At 70.4% G+C, this 18,880-nt stretch carries 20 protein-coding genes and 1 pseudogene; 15 read left to right on the top strand and 6 right to left on the bottom strand.

Going from position 1 to position 18,880, the window contains the following annotated elements; all coding sequences use genetic code 11:
* The first annotated feature begins 126 nt into the window (after nucleotides 1-126).
* From E1294_RS16410 to E1294_RS16380, 7 genes and pseudogenes are all read left to right on the top strand, one after another.
* On the top strand, nucleotides 127-1,137 hold the full coding sequence (locus tag E1294_RS16410) for a LacI family DNA-binding transcriptional regulator (protein WP_132509386.1): 1,011 nt from the start codon (nucleotides 127-129) through the stop codon (nucleotides 1,135-1,137).
* 306 nt (nucleotides 1,138-1,443) lie between these two features.
* A complete protein-coding gene (locus tag E1294_RS16405; protein ID WP_132509385.1) occupies nucleotides 1,444-2,238 on the top strand; it encodes an alpha/beta fold hydrolase in 795 nt (264 codons plus the stop codon).
* 45 nt (nucleotides 2,239-2,283) lie between these two features.
* On the top strand, nucleotides 2,284-2,730 hold the full coding sequence (locus E1294_RS16400; RefSeq protein WP_132509384.1) for a YdeI/OmpD-associated family protein: 447 nt from the start codon (nucleotides 2,284-2,286) through the stop codon (nucleotides 2,728-2,730).
* 86 nt (nucleotides 2,731-2,816) lie between these two features.
* Nucleotides 2,817-3,134 (top strand): DUF3140 domain-containing protein, encoded by a 318-nt coding sequence (locus E1294_RS16395; RefSeq protein WP_132509383.1) that lies wholly within the window; start codon nucleotides 2,817-2,819, stop codon nucleotides 3,132-3,134.
* Nucleotides 3,135-3,137: 3 nt separating this feature from the next.
* A complete protein-coding gene (locus E1294_RS16390) occupies nucleotides 3,138-3,488 on the top strand; it encodes a nuclear transport factor 2 family protein (protein ID WP_132509382.1) in 351 nt (116 codons plus the stop codon).
* Between the two features lie 37 nt (nucleotides 3,489-3,525).
* Entirely contained in the window at nucleotides 3,526-3,738 is a 213-nt protein-coding gene (locus E1294_RS16385) for a hypothetical protein (RefSeq protein WP_132509381.1), read from the top strand.
* A 135-nt stretch (nucleotides 3,739-3,873) separates the two neighbouring features.
* Nucleotides 3,874-4,811 (top strand): annotated as a pseudogene (locus tag E1294_RS16380) (beta-ketoacyl-ACP synthase III).
* Nucleotides 4,812-4,917: 106 nt separating this feature from the next.
* On the opposite strand, the gene E1294_RS16375 reads toward E1294_RS16380, so the two are convergent.
* On the bottom strand, nucleotides 4,918-5,520 hold the full coding sequence (locus tag E1294_RS16375; RefSeq protein WP_132509380.1) for a TetR family transcriptional regulator: 603 nt from the start codon (nucleotides 5,518-5,520) through the stop codon (nucleotides 4,918-4,920).
* 64 nt (nucleotides 5,521-5,584) lie between these two features.
* Between E1294_RS16375 and E1294_RS16370 the strand changes: the two genes are divergently transcribed.
* A complete protein-coding gene (locus E1294_RS16370) occupies nucleotides 5,585-6,883 on the top strand; it encodes an FAD-dependent oxidoreductase (protein WP_220447775.1) in 1,299 nt (432 codons plus the stop codon).
* 277 nt (nucleotides 6,884-7,160) lie between these two features.
* Here E1294_RS16370 and E1294_RS16365 read toward each other — a convergent pair whose 3' ends face one another.
* The gene (locus E1294_RS16365) at nucleotides 7,161-8,045 is read right to left on the bottom strand and encodes a phosphotransferase enzyme family protein (RefSeq protein ID WP_132509379.1); all 885 of its coding nucleotides are present in this window, start codon (nucleotides 8,043-8,045) and stop codon (nucleotides 7,161-7,163) included.
* A 199-nt stretch (nucleotides 8,046-8,244) separates the two neighbouring features.
* Between E1294_RS16365 and E1294_RS16360 the strand changes: the two genes are divergently transcribed.
* A complete protein-coding gene (locus E1294_RS16360; RefSeq protein ID WP_132509378.1) occupies nucleotides 8,245-9,147 on the top strand; it encodes a fatty acid desaturase family protein in 903 nt (300 codons plus the stop codon).
* Nucleotides 9,148-9,176: 29 nt separating this feature from the next.
* Here the strand turns inward: E1294_RS16360 and E1294_RS16355 are convergent, their stop codons facing one another.
* The gene (locus E1294_RS16355; RefSeq protein WP_132509377.1) at nucleotides 9,177-9,395 is read right to left on the bottom strand and encodes a hypothetical protein; all 219 of its coding nucleotides are present in this window, start codon (nucleotides 9,393-9,395) and stop codon (nucleotides 9,177-9,179) included.
* Nucleotides 9,396-9,463: 68 nt separating this feature from the next.
* On the opposite strand from E1294_RS16355, the gene E1294_RS16350 reads away from it, so the two are divergent.
* The 4 genes from E1294_RS16350 (at nucleotide 9,464) to E1294_RS16335 (ending at nucleotide 13,506) form a co-directional block, all read left to right on the top strand.
* Nucleotides 9,464-10,585 (top strand): sensor histidine kinase, encoded by a 1,122-nt coding sequence (locus E1294_RS16350; protein WP_132509376.1) that lies wholly within the window; start codon nucleotides 9,464-9,466, stop codon nucleotides 10,583-10,585.
* Entirely contained in the window at nucleotides 10,585-11,286 is a 702-nt protein-coding gene (locus E1294_RS16345) for a response regulator (RefSeq protein ID WP_132509375.1), read from the top strand. Before E1294_RS16350 ends, E1294_RS16345 begins: the two co-directional genes overlap by 1 nt.
* 219 nt (nucleotides 11,287-11,505) lie before the next feature.
* Nucleotides 11,506-12,756: a cytochrome ubiquinol oxidase subunit I gene (locus tag E1294_RS16340; RefSeq protein WP_132509374.1), complete on the top strand. Its 1,251-nt coding sequence runs from the start codon at nucleotides 11,506-11,508 to the stop codon at nucleotides 12,754-12,756.
* A 9-nt stretch (nucleotides 12,757-12,765) separates the two neighbouring features.
* Nucleotides 12,766-13,506, top strand: coding sequence for a cytochrome d ubiquinol oxidase subunit II (locus E1294_RS16335; RefSeq protein WP_132509373.1), 741 nt, complete (start codon nucleotides 12,766-12,768; stop codon nucleotides 13,504-13,506).
* Here E1294_RS16335 and E1294_RS16330 read toward each other — a convergent pair.
* Nucleotides 13,497-14,264 (bottom strand): alpha/beta fold hydrolase, encoded by a 768-nt coding sequence (locus E1294_RS16330; RefSeq protein ID WP_132509372.1) that lies wholly within the window; start codon nucleotides 14,262-14,264, stop codon nucleotides 13,497-13,499. The two genes, E1294_RS16335 and E1294_RS16330, sit on opposite strands and share 10 nt — an antisense overlap.
* A 57-nt stretch (nucleotides 14,265-14,321) precedes the next feature.
* Here E1294_RS16330 and E1294_RS16325 point away from each other — a divergent pair, with 57 nt between their 5' ends.
* Nucleotides 14,322-14,921 (top strand): TetR/AcrR family transcriptional regulator, encoded by a 600-nt coding sequence (locus E1294_RS16325; RefSeq protein ID WP_132509371.1) that lies wholly within the window; start codon nucleotides 14,322-14,324, stop codon nucleotides 14,919-14,921.
* A gap of 73 nt (nucleotides 14,922-14,994) precedes the next feature.
* Here the strand turns inward: E1294_RS16325 and E1294_RS16320 are convergent, their stop codons facing one another.
* Nucleotides 14,995-17,109 carry an NACHT domain-containing protein gene (locus E1294_RS16320; RefSeq protein ID WP_132509370.1) on the bottom strand — a complete coding sequence of 705 codons (2,115 nt, stop codon included), beginning with the start codon at nucleotides 17,107-17,109 and terminating at the stop codon, nucleotides 14,995-14,997.
* A gap of 167 nt (nucleotides 17,110-17,276) precedes the next feature.
* Here E1294_RS16320 and E1294_RS16315 point away from each other — a divergent pair, with 167 nt between their 5' ends.
* Nucleotides 17,277-17,690 (top strand): PPOX class F420-dependent oxidoreductase, encoded by a 414-nt coding sequence (locus tag E1294_RS16315; RefSeq protein ID WP_132509369.1) that lies wholly within the window; start codon nucleotides 17,277-17,279, stop codon nucleotides 17,688-17,690.
* Here the strand turns inward: E1294_RS16315 and E1294_RS16310 are convergent, their stop codons facing one another.
* A complete protein-coding gene (locus tag E1294_RS16310) occupies nucleotides 17,691-18,866 on the bottom strand; it encodes a PucR-like N-terminal domain-containing protein (protein WP_165977320.1) in 1,176 nt (391 codons plus the stop codon). It lies immediately after the preceding gene.
* Nucleotides 18,867-18,880 lie beyond the last annotated feature (14 nt).

Raw genomic sequence — 18,880 nt, 5'->3', positions numbered from 1 at the left:
GGTAACCTTGGACACCTGCGGACGTTCCTGGCTTAAACGGTTAACGCCTCCCCCCGATGGGAACGGACCAGTTGGGTGCCGGGGGCCTACAGTGGAGAGGGTTATCCGGTTCAGGAGAGGACATCCGTGAAGCGACCGACGATCGCCGACATCGCCAGCCGGGCGGGAGTGTCCAAGGTGGCGGTCTCCTACGCGCTCAACGGGCAGCCCGGGGTGTCGGAGGCGACGCGGGCCAGGATCGTCGCCATCGCCGACGAGATCGGCTGGCGGCCCAACAGCGCGGCACGGGCGCTCAACGGCGCCAGGGCCAACTGCGTCGGTCTCGCGCTCTGCAGGCCCGCCCGCATCCTGGGCGTCGAACCGTTCTTCATGGAGCTGATCTCCGGCATCGAGGGTGTGCTCGCCGACCGCTCCTACGCGCTGCTGCTCCAGGTCGTCACCAGCCACCAGCAGGAAAGCGAGGTCTACCGGCACTGGTGGGGCGAGAGCCGCATCGACGGCGCGTTCCTCGTCGACCTGCGCTATGCCGACACCCGCGTGGCCGAGCTCGAGCGGCTCGACATGCCGGTCGTGGTGATCGGCCACTCCTCGGAGTCCGGCTCGCTGTCGGCCGTCTGGTCCGACGACGGCGAGGCCGTCCGCGAGACCGTCGGCTATCTGCGGGCGCTCGGCCACCGCCGCCTCGCGCGGGTCGCCGGCCTGCCCGAGCTCGTCCACACGACCGAGCGCGACCAGGCGTTCGCGCAGGCCTGCGAGGGCGTGGCCGAGCACGTCATCGTGCACACCGACTACACCGGCGAGGAGGGCGCCAGGGCCACCAGGCGGCTGCTCAGCTCGCCCGACCGGCCGACGGCGATCGTCTACGACAACGACATCATGGCCGTGGCCGGCCTGTCGGTGGCGCAGGAGATGCGGGTGGAGGTGCCGCGCGACCTGTCCATCGTGGCCTGGGACGACTCGCCGCTGGCCCAGGTCGTCCGGCCGCCGCTGACCGCGCTCACCCGCGACATCCCCTCCTACGGCGCGCACGCCGCCCAGCGCCTGCTCGCCCTCATCTCCGGCGAGAGCGTGCCTCCCTACCAGGATCAGGCGGCCGTGCTCACGCCGCGCGGCAGCACCGGGCCCGCGCGCCCCTGATCCAGGGCGCGGACCTCGCGCTCCTGATCCGGCGCGAGGGCCCGCGCTCTCGATCATGTGCGCGGGCCCTCGTGCGCTTCCGGGCCTGCGGGGGCCCCGTGCACGCAGGTCCGCGGCGCGTGCCGCGGGCTCCGGGTGCGCGGCTGGCAGACCGCGCGTTCCCGCCGCGGCACGCGCCGTCCCCTCCTTCGCGGCACATCCCATCCCTGCAGAGCGCGGGTGGCGCTCCTGAATACGCCCATGGCCAACCGAGATGCGACCGTGACCTACCTTGACAAATTTTTTTGTCGGCTCTACGTTCAACGCATGAGCACAGTACGTTCGGCCGACGGCACCCCCATCGCCTACACCCGCGCCGGCCAGGGCCCCGCGGTCATCCTCGTGGACGGCGCGCTCAGCTTCCGCGCGCAGAGCATCAACACCGGCCTGGCCACCGCGCTGGCCGGGGACTTCACGGTCTACACCTACGACAGGCGCGGGCGGGGCGAAAGCGGCGACACCCCGCCGTACACGACGGAGCGCGAGATCGAGGACCTGGCCGCGCTCGCCGCCGAGACCGGCGGCCCGGTGCGGCTGTACGGCACATCGTCAGGGGCCGCCCTCGCACTGGCCGCCACCGACGCGGGGGTGCCCGTCGAGAAGCTGGCGCTGTACGAACCGCCTTTCATCGTCGACGACACCCGCCCCGCCATCCCCGCCGGCTACGAGCGCACGCTGGACGAGCTGGTGGCCGCCGACCGCCGCGCCGACGCGGTGCGTTACTTCATGCGCGTGGGCGTCGGGCTGCCGGGCATGGCCGTGGCCATGATGCGATTCATGCCGGCCTGGTCCACTCTCAAGTCGGTGGCGCACACGCTGCCGTACGACGTGGCGTTCGTGGCGCCGTACGAGAAGGGCGAGCCCTACCCCGAGTCGAGCTGGCCCGGGGTCAAGACGCCCACGCTCGTCATGGACGGCGCCAAGAGCCGGCCGTGGATCCGCAACGCCGCCAGGTCGCTGGCCGACCTGCTGCCCGGCGCCGAGCACCGCACGCTCGACGGCCAGACCCACATCGTCAAGCCGGCGGCGCTGGCGCCCGTGCTGACGGAGTTCTTTCACTGACCTGCTCCCCCGTCTCGTCGAGGCGGGCTTTCCCGGAGGTATGCGATGAGGTTTCGCACCACGATCGAGCTGGGCGGCAAGACCGCCACGGGCTTCGAGGTCCCGGCCGAGGTCGTCGAGAAGCTCGGCAGCGGCCGGCGGCCCGCCGTGACCGTCACCATCGGTTCCTCCTCCTACCGCAGCACGGTGGCGACGATGGGCGGGCGGTTCATGGTGCCCCTGAGCGCCGAGAACCGGCAGGGCACCGGGTTGTCCGCCGGCGACGAGGCCGAGGTGGACCTCGCGCTCGACACCGCGCTCAGGCAGGTGTCGGTGCCCGCCGACCTCGCGGAGGCACTCGGCCGCGCTCCCGAGGCCAAGGCGTTCTTCGAGAGCCTGTCGTACTCACGGCAGAGGCGTTACGTGCTCCTCATCGAGAGTGCGAAGAAGCCGGAGACCCGGCAGCGGCGCGTCGCCGGCACCGTCGCCAAGCTCGCCGACGGGGTGGCGTGACCGCACCCCCAAGGGCCGCATGACCGCTGCCCGACAGGGGCTTGAGCAGGGGCGTAACGGACGGGCTCGCGGGTAGACGGGGCTCCATGACTGAGGGTTTCGACACCGAGATGTTGTGGGAAGAGTTCCACCGGACGGTCAACATGAACTCCGAGGAGCTGCGCACATATCTGCTCGCCGACGCCTCCGACGAGGAGGGCTTCCCGCCCGACCCCGACCTGGGCATCGACGAGCTGGGCCGGGGCGTGCTGCACGTCCTGAGCAAGCGCAAGGGCGACCTGACCAGCACCGATCTCGACGTGATGCGACAGGTCGTCGACCTCGTCGAGACGATGGGTGACCGGACGGACGACGAGTCGCGGCGCGAGCTCATGTCCGTGGGTCACGATCCGTTGAGGAGATAGCACATGGTCCAGCCGCGTCCGTGGATCGAGGGATACGTACGAGCCTGGAACTCCAACGATCCCGACGACATCTCCGCGCTGTTCACCGAGGACGCCGTCTACTACACAGAGCCGTACAGCTCCCCCTGGCAAGGACGCGACGCGATCGTCTCGGGATGGCTGGCACACCAGGACAAGCCGGGCGATGCCACGTTCGAGTGGCATCCGGTGTGCGTGACGGAGGACGCGAGCGTCATCCAAGGAGTCACTACATATCCTGATAAAACGTATAGCAACCTCTGGGTCATCCGGTTCGCGCCGGACGGCCGGTGCCGGGAATTCACCGAATGGTGGATGCTGCACGATGTCAAATGATGCAATGGCCCGAGCCGCCTTCACCCGAGGAGATCCGTTGAAAGACAACCTCGACCTCGCCGCGAGCGCCCAGCAGCTGGCCGACGCCGCCCCGACGGGATCGATCGACCGCGCCGCCGCCTCGTCCGTGGCCATCACGCTCGCCACGACCCGCGACATCACCGACGCCAGGAAGACGCTGGACGGGCTCACCCCGGCAGAGGTCCGCACGGCGGCGCTCGAAATCTTCGACCGGTTGTCGGCGGGCTAGCCCGGCAGGTTCATCACCCGAGGCCGGTGGTCGAAGGGGACACCGGCCCGCGATGCTCGCTGCCCCCGTCAGGGGCCGGGCCCGGATGGGAGCCCTTCGCGTCTTTCCGCGGAGACGGGAGCTATAGTCCGCCCCATGACTGGATCACGACTCGTCGCCACAGGTCATTACCAACCAGCACAAGTGCTGACAATGAGGATTTGGCGACCATGGTGGACACCAACGACGAGTGGATCACCCAGCGGGTGGGGATCCGCACCAGGCACGTCGCCGGACCCGGCGAGAGCGTGTCCGACCTCGCCGCCCACGCCGCCGCCAAAGCCCTGGCCGGCAGCGGTCTCGACGCGTCCGACATCGACCTCGTGCTCGTCGCCACCTGTACGCAGACCGAGCGCGCCCCCAACGTCGCCTCCCGCGTCGCCGCCGCGCTCGAGGTGCCCTCCCCCGCCCTGATGGACGTCGGCGTCTCGTGCTCGGGCTTCACCCACGCCCTGGCCGTGGCCGACCACACGATCCGCGCGGGCGCCGCGACGAACGCCCTGGTCGTGGGCGCGGAGAAGATGACCGCGGTCACCGACTGGACCGACCGGACCACGTGCGTGCTGACGGGTGACGGCGCGGGCGCGGCCGTGGTCAGCGCGGCTCCCGAGGCGGAGATCGGACCGGTCGTGTGGGGGTCGATGCCGGAGCTCGGCAGGTCCGTACGTATCGAGGGCACGCCGACCCGCTTCTCCCAGGACGGCCAGAGCGTCTACCGCTGGGCCACCACCCGGCTCCCCGCGCTCGCGCGGCAGGCTTGCGAACGCGGGGGCGTGGCCCCCGAGGAACTGGCCGCCGTGGTGTTGCACCAGGCGAACCTGCGCATCATCGAGCCCATCGCCAAGAAGCTCGGCGCGGTCAACGCGATCGTCGCCCGCGACGTGGTGGAGTCGGGCAACACCTCCGCCGCGAGCGTGCCTCTGGCGCTGTCGAAGCTCCTCGAACGCGGCGAGGTCCACAGCGGGGCGCCAATGTTGTTGTTCGGTTTCGGCGGCAACCTGTCCTATGCGGGAATGGTCGTCCGCTGCCCCTGACGACACCTCGGCCTCGGTGACCCGCCGGCCGGCAGGCCCGGCTTTCCCACGGCGACGGGGCCGGTGAGGAGGCCGCCGATCCAGCACCCGCGCCCGCCGCGTTGACTTACGGGGCGGGAACGGTGCGCAGGTGGCCGACCAGTTTCTGGACCTCCCGCGCGTATCGCTCCGCGAACTCCGGCGAGGCCGGGTCGTCGTCCCAGACGGCGCGGATGAGCTGGGGGAAGGAGATGCCGGCCGCCGCCATGGAGAACAGCGCCACCAGGACGGCGCTGGGGTCGAGGTCGGCGGGGAACTCGCCCGCCTGCTGGCGCCTGCGCAGGTGCTCAAGGTCGCGGCGGACGTCGGCCACGAACGCCGGGTCGGGCGGGCCGTCGTCCGTGAGCCCCTGCCAGAGCATCAGCCTGCCATAGTCGCGGCGGGAGGAGTTGGCCCGGACGTAGCCGGCGACCAGCTCGGCGAGCTCGGACGAGGAGTCGGCGAAGGCACTCTCCTCCTCGTGCCATCGAGCGTTCAGCGCCTGGTAGAGGCCCTCTTTGCCGCCGAAATAGTACGAGATCAGCTGCTTGTTGACGCCGGCCCTGGCGGCGATCTCGCTGACCCGCGCCCCCGCGAACCCCTTCGCGGCGAACTCCTCCAGCGCCGCCTGCAGGATGCGGGCCTTCGTGCGCTCGGGGTCACGCTGCTTCTCCTCCGGTGCTCGTCTCATGGCGGCAGGTTATCATCCATCCGTATGGTTGACAGAATCATACGTATGGATGATTATCGCTCTCATGACACCTCACATCGCGATCATCGGTGGCGGGATCGGCGGGCTCTGCCTGGCCCAGGGGCTGCGCAAAGCCGGTCTCGACGTGACCGTCCACGAGCGGGACCGCACCCCTGCCGACCGGCTGCAGGGCTACCGCGTGCACATCGACCCGCACGGCGCCCGCGCGCTGCACGCCTGCCTGCCCGCTCACCTGTGGGAGGCCTTCCTGGGCACGACCGGACGGGGCGGTCAGGACTTCGGTTTCCTCACCGAACGGCTGAACCTGCTCGCGCTGCTCGAAACGCCCAAGGCCGGCGATCCCGCCGACGACCACCACTCGGTCAGCCGCATCACGCTCAGGCAGGTGCTGCTGTCGGGCCTGGACGACGTCGTACGGTTCGGAAAGACGTACGAGCGGTACGAGAAGCTGCCCAACGGGCGGATCCGGCTGTTCTTCGCCGACGGCACCAGCGAGGACGCGGACATCGTGGTCGCCGCGGACGGCGGCAACTCGCGGGTCCGCGAGCAGCACCTGCCGCACGCCAAGCGGGTGAACACCGGGATCATCACGGTCGCGGGCAAGTTCCCGCTCACCGACGCGACCAGGAAGCGCCTGGCCCCACGACTGGCCGACGGGCCGAACACCTTCATCCCGCCCAGGGGCATGGGCCTGTTCACGGCTCCGCACGACCTGGGCGAGCCCGTGACGTACGGCGGGATCGGGGCGACGGAGCAGGAGGACGCGCTGATGGACAACACCAGCAGCTACATCCTGTGGGCGTTCGGCGCGACCGCCGGCCGCTTCCCGACAAATATTTCGGAGATGTCAGGCGCGCAGCTCAAGGACACCGTGGCCGGCATGATCAGCTCCTGGCACCCCGACCTGCGCAGGCTGGTCGGCATGACCGACCCCGACACCGTCACCCTGCTGCCGATCCGCACCTCGATCCCGATCGACCCATGGCCGGCCTCCACCATCACCTTCATCGGCGACGCCATCCACAGCATGACCCCGATGCGCGGCATCGGCGCGAACACCGCGCTCCGCGACGCCCGCCTGCTCTGCGGCGAGCTCACGGGCGCACTCACGGAAGCACGCGCGAACGGGCTCACGGGCGGGCTCTCGGGCGGTGGCGACGCTGTCGCGGCCATCGCCCGCTACGAAACGCGGATGCGCGAGTACGGCTTCGCCGCCGTACGCGACTCGCTGCGCTCGGCCGAGCAGTTCATCGGCGACAGCCGGGTGGCGCGCATGGGGTTCAAGAGTTTCCTGCGCCTGGTCCAGCGACTCCCCTCACTCAAGGCCAAGGTGTTCTCCTAGCCGCCTGGTGCGCGCACGGACCGGTACGCGGAATGATCGGGTGGGGTTCGGTGCTCCCGCGGATCTTGTCCATGCGCCCCCTCCCGGATCGCCTGGTCACCCCGGTAGACGCGCAGGTCCGGGTATTCGGCCGCCGGTGGCCAAGGGTTCGTCGATCACGCCGAGGTCGTCGAAGACCTCCGGCGTGCGCGGCTGGAGGCCCTTGCCGCGCACTCCCGCGGGAGGTTCCTGCGATCGCTCCGCTGCCGGGCCGCCTGTGTGGCGTCGCCGGGCGCTGTCAGGGGCGCAGCCGGTGGAACAGCTCGACCCTGGCATGGTGGTAGTCGAGGTCGTCCTGGTCGTGCTCGACCCCGGAGCGGGCGGCCTTGAAGAAGTAGGCGTATTCCCTGCGCAGTTTGTGGCGGACGAGCTGGGCCAGCGACTCCTCGTCGAGCCGGGACGCCGTGCCGCCCGCCTCGTGGTAGGCGTCGACGAACTCCTTGCTCGGCCCCGCCAGGTCGTCGCCCCATTCGAGCGCGGCCGCCGCCAGCTCGGTCTCGGGCGCGCCGACGAAACATTCGTCCCAGTCGAGGACAGCCACGATCGTGCCGTCTCTGGCGAGCGTGTTGCCGGCGTAGAAGTCGCCGTGCAGCGGGTGGCGCAGCGGATGCCGAGCGTGGAAATCGGCCAGCCAGCAGTCGAGCAGCGGGTCGTCCAGCTCGGCGGCGTCGTGGGACGGGTCGCCGTACAAACCTGGCTCCTGGAGGGCGGGCACCGGGCGCGGGCCTGGCCGGCAGCCGGCCAGCGACCGGTGCAGCCGGGCCAGCAGTCGGGCGCCGGCCAGGCGCTGCGCGGGCACCTCGGAGTCGGGCCAGGCCCCGTCGAGGTAAGGCCAGCAGGAGACGGGACGGCCCTCGACCGTGATGACCGTCGTCCCGTCGGGGGTAGGAAGGGGGGCGAGGGCCTCCGGCAGCGTGTCGGCGGCGTGCCTGGCGATCGCGTGGCACCACTCGGGCTCGGCGGGGTCGCGCCCGGCGGGGCCGACCCGGATCACATGGCCGTCGAGGCGGTAGGCGGCGGACTCCTCGCCACCGTGCAACCGTTCGCCATCACCGGTGAAACCCCAGGTCAGTGCCACTGCTTCGCGTATCGCTGAGGTCAGCGGCGTGGTGGCGTAGATCACCTCGCCAGCCTACGGCAACGTCACGCTTCCGGTTTGGCGGCGGATGCGCGATGGTTTAGGCAACTTGCACCGCGAGGTAAGGAGACCTGTGGTCAGTACTGGCACGCTCGACACTCGGGGCAGCGATTTCGCCCGGCTCGCCCATCGGATCATGGACGCCGGTCTCCTTGACCGGCGTCCCCTTTATTACGCCGTCAGGATGAGCATCGCAGCCGTGATCTATCTCGGCGGCTGGGCGCTGTTCGCCTGGGTGGGCGACTCCTGGTTGCAGCTTCTCGTCGCGGCCGCGATGGCCGTGGTCTTCACGCAGCTCGGCTTTCTCGCCCACGACCTCGGGCACCGGCAGGTCTTCAGGAAACGGCGGCCGAGTGACGTCGCCGGGCTGGTGATCGGCAATCTCGGCGTCGGGCTCGGCTGGGGGTGGTGGACCAGCAAGCACAACCGGCACCACGCCAACCCCAACCACGAGGACCACGATCCTGACGTGTCGCCCGCCGTGATCGTCTGGTCGGAGGACCAGGTCGCCAGAAGTCGCGGCATTCCCCGCTTCGTCGCGAAATATCAGGCTTACTGGTTTTTCCCGCTGCTCACCCTGGAGGCCTGGCACCTGCACGTGGCCAGCGTCAAGGCGCTGCTCAAGCCGGGCGCCAAGCGGCGCACGACCGAGCTGAGCCTGATCACCGTGCACTTCGTGCTCTATTTCGGCCTGGTCTTCACCGTCCTGCCGCTCGGCAAGGCGCTGGTGTTCCTGATCGTGCACCAGGGGCTGTTCGGCATCTACCTGGGCCTGTCGTTCGCGCCCAACCACAAGGGCATGCCCGTGCTGACCAAGGAGGACAAACTTGACTTCCTGCGCAAGCAGGTGCTGACTTCGCGCAACGTCAAGGGCGGCTGGTTCACCGACCTGGCGCTCGGCCAGCTCAACTACCAGATCGAGCACCATCTGTTCCCGAATATGCCGGCGCCCAACCTGCGCAGGGCGCAGCCGGTCGTCCAGGCGTACTGCGCGGAGATCGGCGTCGACTATCTGCAGACCGGGCTCATCACGTCGTACGGGCAGGCGCTTCGGCACCTGCACGAGGTCGGGGCCGCGCTCCGATGACCGGCCGGGCGCCCGGAGCGGGCGCCCGGTCAGTCCTCGCCCTCCTCCAGCCGCCTGCGCAGGTTGTCGCGGCGGCGTTCGAGCTCGGCGATCAGCTCGACCTGCTCGTCCGCCTGGCTGATCATGGCGGAGATCTCCACCTGGTCGGTCGCGCCCATGTCGCGGATCTGGTCGCGGATGTCCTGGTTCTCGGCGCGCAACCGGGCCAGATCCTCTTCGACCCGCCGGAGCTCGTCCTTAGTGCTCATTCACCGGCTCTACCCACAGGGACGGCGGCGATTACCCGGCCTTGCCGGAGACGTACAGAATGGGAGCCATGCGGAGGCCGTCGAAGAGCACACTCGTGTCGCTCGCCGTGATCGCCGCGGTCCTGGCAGGAGTCGTCCTCACTCTGCTGCTGCGCGGCTCCGGGCCGCTCAACGCGTTCGACGTCGCGCTGCCGGTCATCGCCTCGGCCGGTCTGCTGCTGCGGGAGCGTTATCCCGTCGCGGCGCTGGTCATCGTGATCGTGGCGACGGGCGCCTACTATCCGTGGGCGACGGTCGACGGGCCGCTCATCGCGCTGCCGCTGTTCGCCCTCTACACCGCCGCGGACAAGGGGCATCTCACCGCGGCCATCGTCGCGGGGGCGGCGGCGCTGCTCGGCATGGGGCTCGGCGAGACCGGCGGGGTCAGGCACGTGGACGACAGCGCGTTCATGATGATCACCGGATGGGTGGTGGCGGCCATCGCGTTCGGCGGCGTCACCCGCAACCGGCGTGCCTACCTCATGGAGGTGCGCCGGCACGCGCTCGACGCCCTGCGCAGCAAGGACGAGGAGGCCAGGCGGCGGGCGGGCGAGGAACGGCTGCGCATCGCCAGAGAGCTGCACGACGTGCTCGGCCACAACATCTCCATGATCAACGTGCAGGCCGCGGCGGCCCTGCACGGGCTGAGGAAGCGGCCCGAGGAGGCCGAGACGGCGCTGCGGACGATCAAGGACACCAGCAAGGAGACGCTGCGCGAGTTGCGCACCACCCTGGGCGTGCTGCGCCAGGTCGACGAGGACGCGCCGACCGCGCCGGCCGACAGCCTGGCGCGGGTGGACGCGCTGGTCGAGGCGTCCGGGCTCAAGGTACGCACCGAGCTGTCCGGGCCGCTCGACACGCTCCCGACCGAGGTCGACCTGGCCGCCGCCCGCATCGTCAGGGAAGCCCTGACGAACATATCCCGCCATTCAGGCACGAACGAGGCAAACTTGAAGATCAGCAATAGGTTCGGAGATGTCGAGATTTGCGTGGAGGATGACGGGCCGGGTGCCGCCTACGACGGGGGCAGCGGCTTCGGCCTGACGGGCATGCGCGAGCGCGCGGCCGTGCTGGGCGGCACCCTGGAGGCGGGGCCGCGTCCCGAAGGCGGCTTCCGCGTCCTCGCCCGGCTGCCGGCGAAAGGACTGTGATGATCCGCGTGCTGCTCGCCGACGACCAGACCCTGGTGCGCGCCGGCTTCCGGTCGATACTCAGCGACGAGGACGACATCGAGGTCGTGGGCGAGGCGCCCAACGGCACGGCGGCCGTCCAGGGCGCCCGCGAACTTCAGCCCGACGTGGTCCTCATGGACATTCGTATGCCCGAGCTCGACGGCCTGGAGGCCACCCGCCGGATCGCCGGCGACCGCCGGCTCGAAGGCGTCAAGGTGATCATCCTGACCACGTTCGACCTGGACGACTACGTCTACGGCGCGCTGCGGGCCGGCGCGAGCGGCTTCCTCGTCAAGGACACCGAGCCGGCCGAGCTGATCCACGCCGTCCGGGTCGTGGCCAGGGGCGACGCGCTGATCGCGCCGTCCATCACGCGGCGGCTGATCGCCGAGTTCGCCGGCCGGGTCAAGCGCCCCGAGCCCGGCCCCGAGCTCAACGCGCTCACCGATCGCGAGCGCGAGGTCATGGCGCTGGTGGCGGCCGGCCTGTCCAACGACGAGATCGCGGCCCAGCTCGTGCTCAGCCCCGCCACGGCGAAGACGCACGTCAGCCGCATCATGACCAAGCTGTCCGTACGCGACAGGGCCCAGCTCGTCATCATCGCCTACGAAGCCGGCATGATCACCCCGGGCTGGCTTACCTGCGGGGACACCCCGCACACCCCGAAACAACGGAACTAACACCCCTGCGGGGACACCCCGCACACCCCGCACACCCCGCACACCCCGAAACAACGGAAGCATATGCCTCCCTGCGGGGGCACCCCGTGCACCTTGGGACAACGGAAGCTGCGTACGTCCTGAGAGGTACGTCCGGCGGGTCCATGCGACCGGGGGTGTAGACCAGGTGCCCGCCGGAGCATGACGCCGCCGCCCAGGCCGCACGCGCAAGCTCACGTCATGGACACCGTTGACCTAGCCCGTCTGCAGTTCGCGATCACCGCGGGTGCGCACTTCCTCTTCGTGGCGCTGACGCTCGGCCTGGCCACCCTGCTGGCGGTCGTCCAGACGCGGGCCACCTTCGGCAACAGCCCCGTGCACCTGCGGATGACGCGGTTCTGGGGCCAGCTCTACATCATCAACTACGCGATGGGCATCGTCACCGGCCTGGTGATGGAGTTCCAGCTCGGGCTGTCGTGGAGCGGGCTGACGGAGTACGCGGGTGACGTGTTCGGCTCGGCGCTGGCGATCGAGACGCTGGTGGCGTTCTTCATCGAGTCCACGTTCCTCGGGTTGTGGATCTTCGGCTGGAACAAGCTGAACCGGTGGGCGCACCTGGCGCTGATCTGGGTCGTGACGCTGACCGCGTACGCGTCGGCTTTCTGGATCATGGTGGCGAACGGTTTCCTGCAGAACCCGGTGGGCCACGTGCTGGAGGGCGGCAGGATGCGGCTGGCGGACTTCGGGGCGATGGTGGCCAACCCGGCGGCGCAGGTAGCGTTCTGGCACGTCGTCAGCGCCGGGATGGTCGTCGGCGGGTTCTTCATGGCCGGGGTGAGCGCGTACCACCTGCGCAGGCGCACCGCCGAGCAGGACGTCTTCCGCAAGTCACTGCGGATCGGGATGGGTGTGGCGCTGCCAGCCGTATTCGTCACGGCGACGTTCGGCGGGCTCGGGTTCGAGACGATGCAGCCGTCCAAGCTGGCGGCCTGGTCGGGCGACGCCGGACGGCTCGCCGCGGCCCAGGCGGAGATGGTGGCCGCGCACGGGCCCGGGGACTATCTGCCTCCGGTGGGCTGGGTGCAGGCGAGCGGCACGACGATGCTGTCCCTCTTCGCGCTGATGATGTTCTTCGCGGGGCTGAGCTGCCTGCTGATGCTCTTCCGGCCGGTCGTACGCGGGTTCAGGCTCTGGCACTGGCTGACGACGCTGATGATCCCCGTCCCGTTCCTGGCCATGCTCACCGGCTGGGCCTTCCGCGAGTTCGGACGCCAGCCGTGGACGGTGTACGGGCTGCTGAAGACGTCGGAGGCGATGTCCCCGGTGTCGGCGGGGCAGATGCGGTTCTCCGTGGTCGCCTTCCTCACGGTGTTCGCCGTGCTGATCGCCGTCAACTACTGGCTGCTGGCGCGGCACGCCCGGCGCGGGCCGGACGCCGTGTCGCTCGGCGACCGCCCGATCGAGGCGCCCGTTCCCGCCCCTACCTTCTGAGGAGCCGTCATGGAGATCTTCATCCTGGCCTTCTTCGCGCTGGGCTACCTCGTGCTGGCCGGCGCCGACATCGGGGTCGGCATGGCGCTACCGTACCTGGGCAGGTCCGCGGCGGAGCGGCGCGAGGTGATCGCCGCGATCGCGCCGTTCTTCCTCGGCAACGAGGTGTGGCTGGTGGCCACGGCAGGCGTGCTCGCGGGGCTCTTCCCCGAGTTGGAGGGCGAGCTGCTGAGCGGGAACCACACGGTGGTCGTGGTGCTGCTGCTGGCGTGGGTGGTCCGCGACATGGGCCTGTGGCTGCGGGGGCGGGTGCCAGGGGCGCGCTGGCAGGCGTTCTGGGACGGCGCGATCGTGGTCGGCAGCTGGGGGCTGGCGCTGAGCTGGGGCCTGCTGCTCGGGCACGTGCTGCTCGGCATCACCGGGCCGTTCGCGATGCTGCCCGCGCTGGTGGTGGCCGCGCTGTTCGGCACGCACGGCATGACGTTCGCGGCACTGCGGCTCCGCGGCGAGCTGCGGGGGCGGGCGGCCGTGCTGTCCGGCGGGGCCGGGGAGGCGCGTACGTACGCGCTGACCTCGGCGGCGCTGGTGACGGTCGGGGTGCTGGCCGGGCTGCGGCTCCCGCTGGAGCCGAGCAGCGCGGGCGTGGTGCTGGTGCCGGTCGTGCTCACCATGATGCCGCTGCTCGTGGCGGCGCAGGCGTGGGTGTGGTGGACGTTCCGGCACCGGGTCACCGGGCCGTCCTACCTGTGATCGTCCCGGGTGACGAACTCCCTGATCAGCGCCGTGATCTCGGCCGGCCGCTCGTGCAGGACCACGTGGCCGCTGTCGAGCTCGGCGTACTCGCTGCCGGGCAGTGTGGCATGCAGCGCACGGGCGTGCTCGACCGGGATCAGGTAGTCGCGGGTGTTGCCGACGACCAGCGTGGGAGCGGTGATCTTGGGCAGCAGGTCTCTGAGGTCGATCCGCAGGTCCAGCTCGATCTGGCGCAGCGTGCCGTGCGGCGGCTCGCCTGCCATGATCGTCTCTACGCCCACCGTGCTCACGAACTCCGGCGCGAACCCCATCAGCGGCCCGTACGCGGCGAAGCTTTCAGGATCGCTCTCCGCCAGCCTGGCCCAGGTGCGCAGTCCCAGCCTGAGCCGCGAGTCGCCGGCGTGGGTCCAGCCGGCGATCAGGACCAGCCGCCTGACCAGCTCGGGATGCTCGGCGGCGACCGCCGCGGCCACGGCCGCCCCCAGCGAGAAGCCGACCAGGTCGGACGGGCCCTCGAACGTGGCCGCGACCTGCCCGGCGAGCAGGTCGAGCGTCAGGTCGCCGCCGGGGTCGGCGGTCTGGCCGCTGCCGGCGTAGTCGGGCGTGACGACCGTGCGGACGTCGGCGAGGCCGGGCACGAGGTGGGTGTAGTTGGTGACGGCGTCGCCGCCGGTGCCGTGCACCATGACCAGGCCGGGCCCGCTGCCTGCCCGGTAGTAGTGGACGGGGCCCGAGCTGTGGATGGCCGTAGGCATCGTTGTCTCCTCATCATTATTTAGTGATCGATACAGAATCCATCATAGAATGGCCGCGTGGCAAGACAGCGGGCATTCGACCGGGAGGCGGCGCTGGACAGCGCGCTGCGGGCGTTCTGGCGGCACGGCTACGAGGCCACCTCGATCGCCGAGCTGACCGCCGCGATGGGCATCAGGCCACCCAGCCTGTACGCGGCCTTCGGCGACAAGCGGCGGCTGTTCGAGGAGGCCGTGCACCGCTACCAGGCGACGTACGGCGCCTTCACCACCCGGGCACTCGCGGAGGAGCCCACCGGCCGGCAGGCGATCGAGCGGGTGCTGCGGGAGTCGGCGGCGGAGTACGCCGATCGGGAGCACCCAGCGGGCTGCCTGATCATCACAGCGGCGGTGAACTGCGGGCCGGAGTCGGCCGAGGCCGAGGAGTTGCTGCGCGAGCTCAGGGGCCAGGCCAGGGCGGCGCTGCAGAAGCGCATCGACGACGACGTGGCGGCCGGACTGCTGCCGGCCGACACCGACACCGAGGGGCTCGCGACGTTCTACGCCTCGGTGCTCCAGGGCATGTCCACGCAGGCCCGCGACGGCGCGAGCCACGCCAGTCTGCTCCGCGTCGCCGCCCTGGCCATGTCGGCCTGGCCCGGGGAGACCGTCACGCCCTGACCGCGCCGACGGCTCACACGGCCCTGGCCGAGGCGTGCTCCGGCGAGTGCCGTGTCAGCAGGGGCGGTGTCTGTCAGCGGGAGTGATCAGTCCCCTTGGCGGCAGCTAGATGATCTTGCAGTTCGGCGTGGCGGAACTGGTAGAAGGGTCCGACAATCCGCAGGACGCCCAGCTGGTGCAGATCATGCAGGAAGCGCATCAAGCGGAACGGCAGCCGATCCGAGGGCCCGAGGTGTGCCAGCGCGATGGTGGACATCAGCCACATGTGCTGGCGTTTGTTCACCAGGCCGAATGCTATGCCGAAGACGATGCCCATCCCCGCGTGCACGGATGCGGACGAGGGAGGCGACACGATGGACGCCTCGTTCATGAAATCGGCAGCGAAGCCGACGATCGCTCCGAGGAGCAGTGCGTTCATCAACTGCACACCCAAGAGGCTTCGGTTGACCCGCCAGGTGGACTGCGGGGTGAGGGCGGCGGTGAACGGCGGGAGCCGATTCTCGTCCGCTTGGGCATGCTTCTTGTCCTGCTGCTGCAGGACCCGCACGGTCACCCAGCCGATACCGAGCGCTGCGAAAAGGGCGGCCACGCCCATCTTCCAGCCGTGCGCCCACGTGTTGTAGACCACCGCCGGCAGGCCGATGCCCGCCGGCAGGATGTAGATGATCATTCGTGCGTCGGACAACAGGCCGCGGGTGAAGTCCCGCAGCCGTTGCCGTACGCGCAGCGGAGCGAAGTCGGGGGTGCGGGCGGCGGCCTGCGTAGCGGACAGGCCGAAGCAGATGCCGAAGGCGGAGCCGAAGACCGGCCCGTAGGTCAGCGTGGCGGTCAACGCGGCGGGGAGCGCGAACGCGAGACCGCTCAACCAGCCGATCCAGGTACGGGCGAGCGCGCGCCGTGTCCGGGAGGCGGGCAGCGCCTGGTCGGTCAACCGCCACCAGGCCAGGTCATGACCGCCGGATTCGGCCTGCAGGCGTGCCAGCCGCTTCGTCCATTCGGTGATCACGGCCGGGTCCCATGGTGTGGGTTTGATCGTGGTGCGCGCGTTCAGCAGCGCATCAAGGAGATTGTCGAGCAGGTGAGTGCGCAGGGCCCGCACGTCGTCGGCGTACTCGGTGACCAACGGAGCCGGGTCGGCGTCCGGCCGATGGATGTAGACCACCCGTACCAGCCATAGGCCCAAAGCGGTGGAGGTGACATCGGCCAGAGCCGGCGCGGCGCCCTCCCTGAGGGCGCACAAGACCTTGGTCCACGCCGAGGATGGGGAAGGCGGAGGCAACTGGGAGCTCAGGAAGTCCGCCACGATGTCGGGGGGCAGCGCCTTGGGCGCGATGACGGCGGCGGCCTTGAGCGGGCGCCGTGCGGCGGTGACCGCCTTGCCGTACTCGGTGGTACGCGAAGTGACGATCACCTGATCGCGTTCCATGAGCGTGTCGGACAACTTCTCGATCACCTTGGCGCGGGCGGGCTCGGGCAGTTCGTCGAGACCGTCGAGAATGGCCAGGATCGAGCCACGGGCCGCGAGGATGTCGGCTCCGTCCTGCTGGTTGCCCGGCGTGCGCAAGGCGGCGTAGTCGGTGCGCACGCGCTCGGCCACCCAGTCCTGGAACCGAGGGTGGGCCTTGATGTCCCAGTCGGCGACGGCCAGGAGCACCGGGACCGGCTCGTTGTCGGCACGCGTGCGGATCAGTTCCAGCATCAGTTGGATGGCCAGGGTGGTCTTGCCCGTGCCCGGGCCTCCGGTGATGACCAGGCGGCGTCGGCGCAGTGCGCGGAAGGCGACGGCGAGCGCGGCGATGTCGTCCGATCGGCCCGACACCGCCGGCTCACGGTCGGCGACCAGGTGCGGGTGATCCATGAGCTTGGTTCGGCGGGTCATGTGCCAGGAAACCGGGATCGGCGGATCGCCCAGGGACCGCGTCACCACCTCATCGCTCCACCGGTCGTTGACCAGTTGGGCGAGCTCCCGCATCGTCTCGGTGACGTTCCCGGGGGTGGGGGCGAGCACGCGCCCGGCCCGTTCGACGATCAGACCGGCCACCACCGCCGCCACGATGGTGCCGGCGACCCAGGGGCCGCTCCACACGCCGTCGTTGAGCACCTGGTTGGCCGCCACCGACACCCCGACCGGCGCAAGCACCATGGACAGCCATAACAGCCAGGCCCGCCACCTACGCTCGCCCACCATGGCGGCCATGGTAGTCATGACCTGCGGTCGGCGACCGTCTATCGCCGCGAATCTCCAGTGATCATCTGCGACACGACTCACCGCACCGCGGTCATGCCGCAAGCGTCGATCCGGGCGGCCGCCGTTCGTGTAGAGAGAAAGGAATCGTCTACGGAGAGAGGACGCCCATGTCTTTCACCGACGAGGAGATCGCCTACCTGCGGTCGCAGCCGCTCGCCCGGCTCGCGACCCTCTCGCCCGACGATCAGCCGGACGTGATGCCGGTCGCCTTCGAGTTCGACGGGACATGCTTCTGGGTCGGCGGCTCGGGCCAGGACGTCCTGCGCACCCGGAAGTTCCGCAACCTGGCGGCGGGACACCTCAAGGTGGCCCTGGTCGTAGACGACATGGTGTCGCTCGACCCGTTCATCGCCCGCGGCGTGCGCGTCTACGGCGAGGCGGAGCGGCCGGTGGAGCGGACCGGGATGATCGGCCCCGGCCTCTACGCGCGCATCACGCCGACCGTCTCGTGGAGCTGGAACATGGCCGGCGAGCCCGTCGGCGGCACGTGGTATCCGTCGAGAAGGGCCGTCCACCGTTAGTCAGACCCTGACGGCCTGCCGGGCCCTGAGGGCGATCTCCAGCTCGAAGCGGATGTCGGGGTCGGTGAGCTGGTCGCCGTAGAGCTCCTCGAGCTGCCGCAGCCGGTAGCGCACGGTCTGCGGGTGCACGTGCAGCCGGGCGGCCACCTCGCCGGCGCCCCTGCCGTGCCGCAACCAGGCGAGCAGCGTCTCCGCCAGCCGGTCCTGCTGGGTGGGCCGAAGGTGGGCCAGGGGCGCCAGCCGCACCTCGGACAGCGCGCTGACGAGCTCCTCGTCCTTGAACACCACCAGTGTGGCCATGTGGTCGGCGCACCGTACCAGCCCGCCGGGCAGGACGCCGCGGCGTGACAGGCCGAGCGCCTCCCTGGCCCACCGCAACGACGTCGCGGCGGCGGTCAGGGGTACGGCGGGGCCGATGGCGGCCCGGCGCCCGCAGAGGGCCTGGTCGAGCATTCTGGCCTGGCCGGGGCCGTTGGGGTCGGGTGCCAGCAGGCACGGCTCCGGCCGGTCCATGGCCGTGAGCACGTCGGAGGGGAACGCGAGCGCGGGGCAGGGCCCGAGCCCGTCGTCGAGCGCCACGCAGGCCACCGTCCTGGGCAGCCGCCACCCGGCGGCCCTGGCCAGGTCCGCGATGGCCTCGGCGCTGGCGGGCGGGCGGCTGAGCAGGAGGTCGAGCAGGCGGGTGCGGCGGCGCTCGGCCTCGCCGGCGGCGTGCGCCCTGGCCTCGGCGAAGCCCTCGGCCGCCGCGTCGGCGAGCTGGTCGAGGTGGACGAAGATGGCCTCGCCCAGGTCGTACAGGTTTTGCGGGGACAACGCGCACGGGCCGGCGAGCTCGGTCAGCCGCCGCCAGCCCACTCTGGCGCCGAGCCGCATCGCCGCCTGCAGCGGCTCCAGGTTGCGGCCCTCGGCCGCCTCCCCCCTGCCGATCATGCGGAACGGCTCAGGGTCCCACGGGGCGTCCGGGTCCTCGACGCGGTCGAGGAAACCCTCGACGGCCTGCTCGACCGCGATCCTGATGACCTTGATGTAGAGCTCGTCCGACGGCCTCGCGTATTCGGGGATCCGGGTCTGGATCTCCTCGATCACCTCGTCGGAGACCCGCCCGATCCCCGGCCTGAGCGCTTTCGCGATGTCCGCGGTGGTACGGCTTTCGCTGCTGTCACTCTTGATGACCATCGTCCCTCCTGACA

This window comes from Nonomuraea diastatica (assembly GCF_004349015.1).
Classification (GTDB): Bacteria; Actinomycetota; Actinomycetes; order Streptosporangiales; family Streptosporangiaceae; genus Nonomuraea; species Nonomuraea diastatica.
The sequence above is the reverse complement of the archived record's forward strand: the minus strand, read 5'-3'. Positions and strand labels throughout refer to the sequence as shown.

What these genes read in the sequence shown, in the direction of transcription:
- E1294_RS16310 (WP_165977320.1), bottom strand. Translation starts at nt 18,866, where the DNA reads ATGGTCATCAAGAGTGACAGCAGCGAAAGCCGTACCACCGCGGACATC.
- E1294_RS16390 (WP_132509382.1), top strand. Translation starts at nt 3,138, where the DNA reads ATGGTCCAGCCGCGTCCGTGGATCGAGGGATACGTACGAGCCTGGAAC.
- E1294_RS16340 (WP_132509374.1), top strand. Translation starts at nt 11,506, where the DNA reads ATGGACACCGTTGACCTAGCCCGTCTGCAGTTCGCGATCACCGCGGGT.
- E1294_RS16400 (WP_132509384.1), top strand. Translation starts at nt 2,284, where the DNA reads ATGAGGTTTCGCACCACGATCGAGCTGGGCGGCAAGACCGCCACGGGC.
- E1294_RS16345 (WP_132509375.1), top strand. Translation starts at nt 10,585, where the DNA reads ATGATCCGCGTGCTGCTCGCCGACGACCAGACCCTGGTGCGCGCCGGC.
- E1294_RS16405 (WP_132509385.1), top strand. Translation starts at nt 1,444, where the DNA reads ATGAGCACAGTACGTTCGGCCGACGGCACCCCCATCGCCTACACCCGC.
- E1294_RS16335 (WP_132509373.1), top strand. Translation starts at nt 12,766, where the DNA reads ATGGAGATCTTCATCCTGGCCTTCTTCGCGCTGGGCTACCTCGTGCTG.
- E1294_RS16360 (WP_132509378.1), top strand. Translation starts at nt 8,245, where the DNA reads ATGAGCATCGCAGCCGTGATCTATCTCGGCGGCTGGGCGCTGTTCGCC.
- E1294_RS16355 (WP_132509377.1), bottom strand. Translation starts at nt 9,395, where the DNA reads ATGAGCACTAAGGACGAGCTCCGGCGGGTCGAAGAGGATCTGGCCCGG.
- E1294_RS16370 (WP_220447775.1), top strand. Translation starts at nt 5,585, where the DNA reads ATGACACCTCACATCGCGATCATCGGTGGCGGGATCGGCGGGCTCTGC.
- E1294_RS16315 (WP_132509369.1), top strand. Translation starts at nt 17,277, where the DNA reads ATGTCTTTCACCGACGAGGAGATCGCCTACCTGCGGTCGCAGCCGCTC.
- E1294_RS16395 (WP_132509383.1), top strand. Translation starts at nt 2,817, where the DNA reads ATGACTGAGGGTTTCGACACCGAGATGTTGTGGGAAGAGTTCCACCGG.
- E1294_RS16330 (WP_132509372.1), bottom strand. Translation starts at nt 14,264, where the DNA reads ATGCCTACGGCCATCCACAGCTCGGGCCCCGTCCACTACTACCGGGCA.
- E1294_RS16320 (WP_132509370.1), bottom strand. Translation starts at nt 17,109, where the DNA reads ATGGTGGGCGAGCGTAGGTGGCGGGCCTGGCTGTTATGGCTGTCCATG.
- E1294_RS16350 (WP_132509376.1), top strand. Translation starts at nt 9,464, where the DNA reads ATGCGGAGGCCGTCGAAGAGCACACTCGTGTCGCTCGCCGTGATCGCC.
- E1294_RS16375 (WP_132509380.1), bottom strand. Translation starts at nt 5,520, where the DNA reads ATGAGACGAGCACCGGAGGAGAAGCAGCGTGACCCCGAGCGCACGAAG.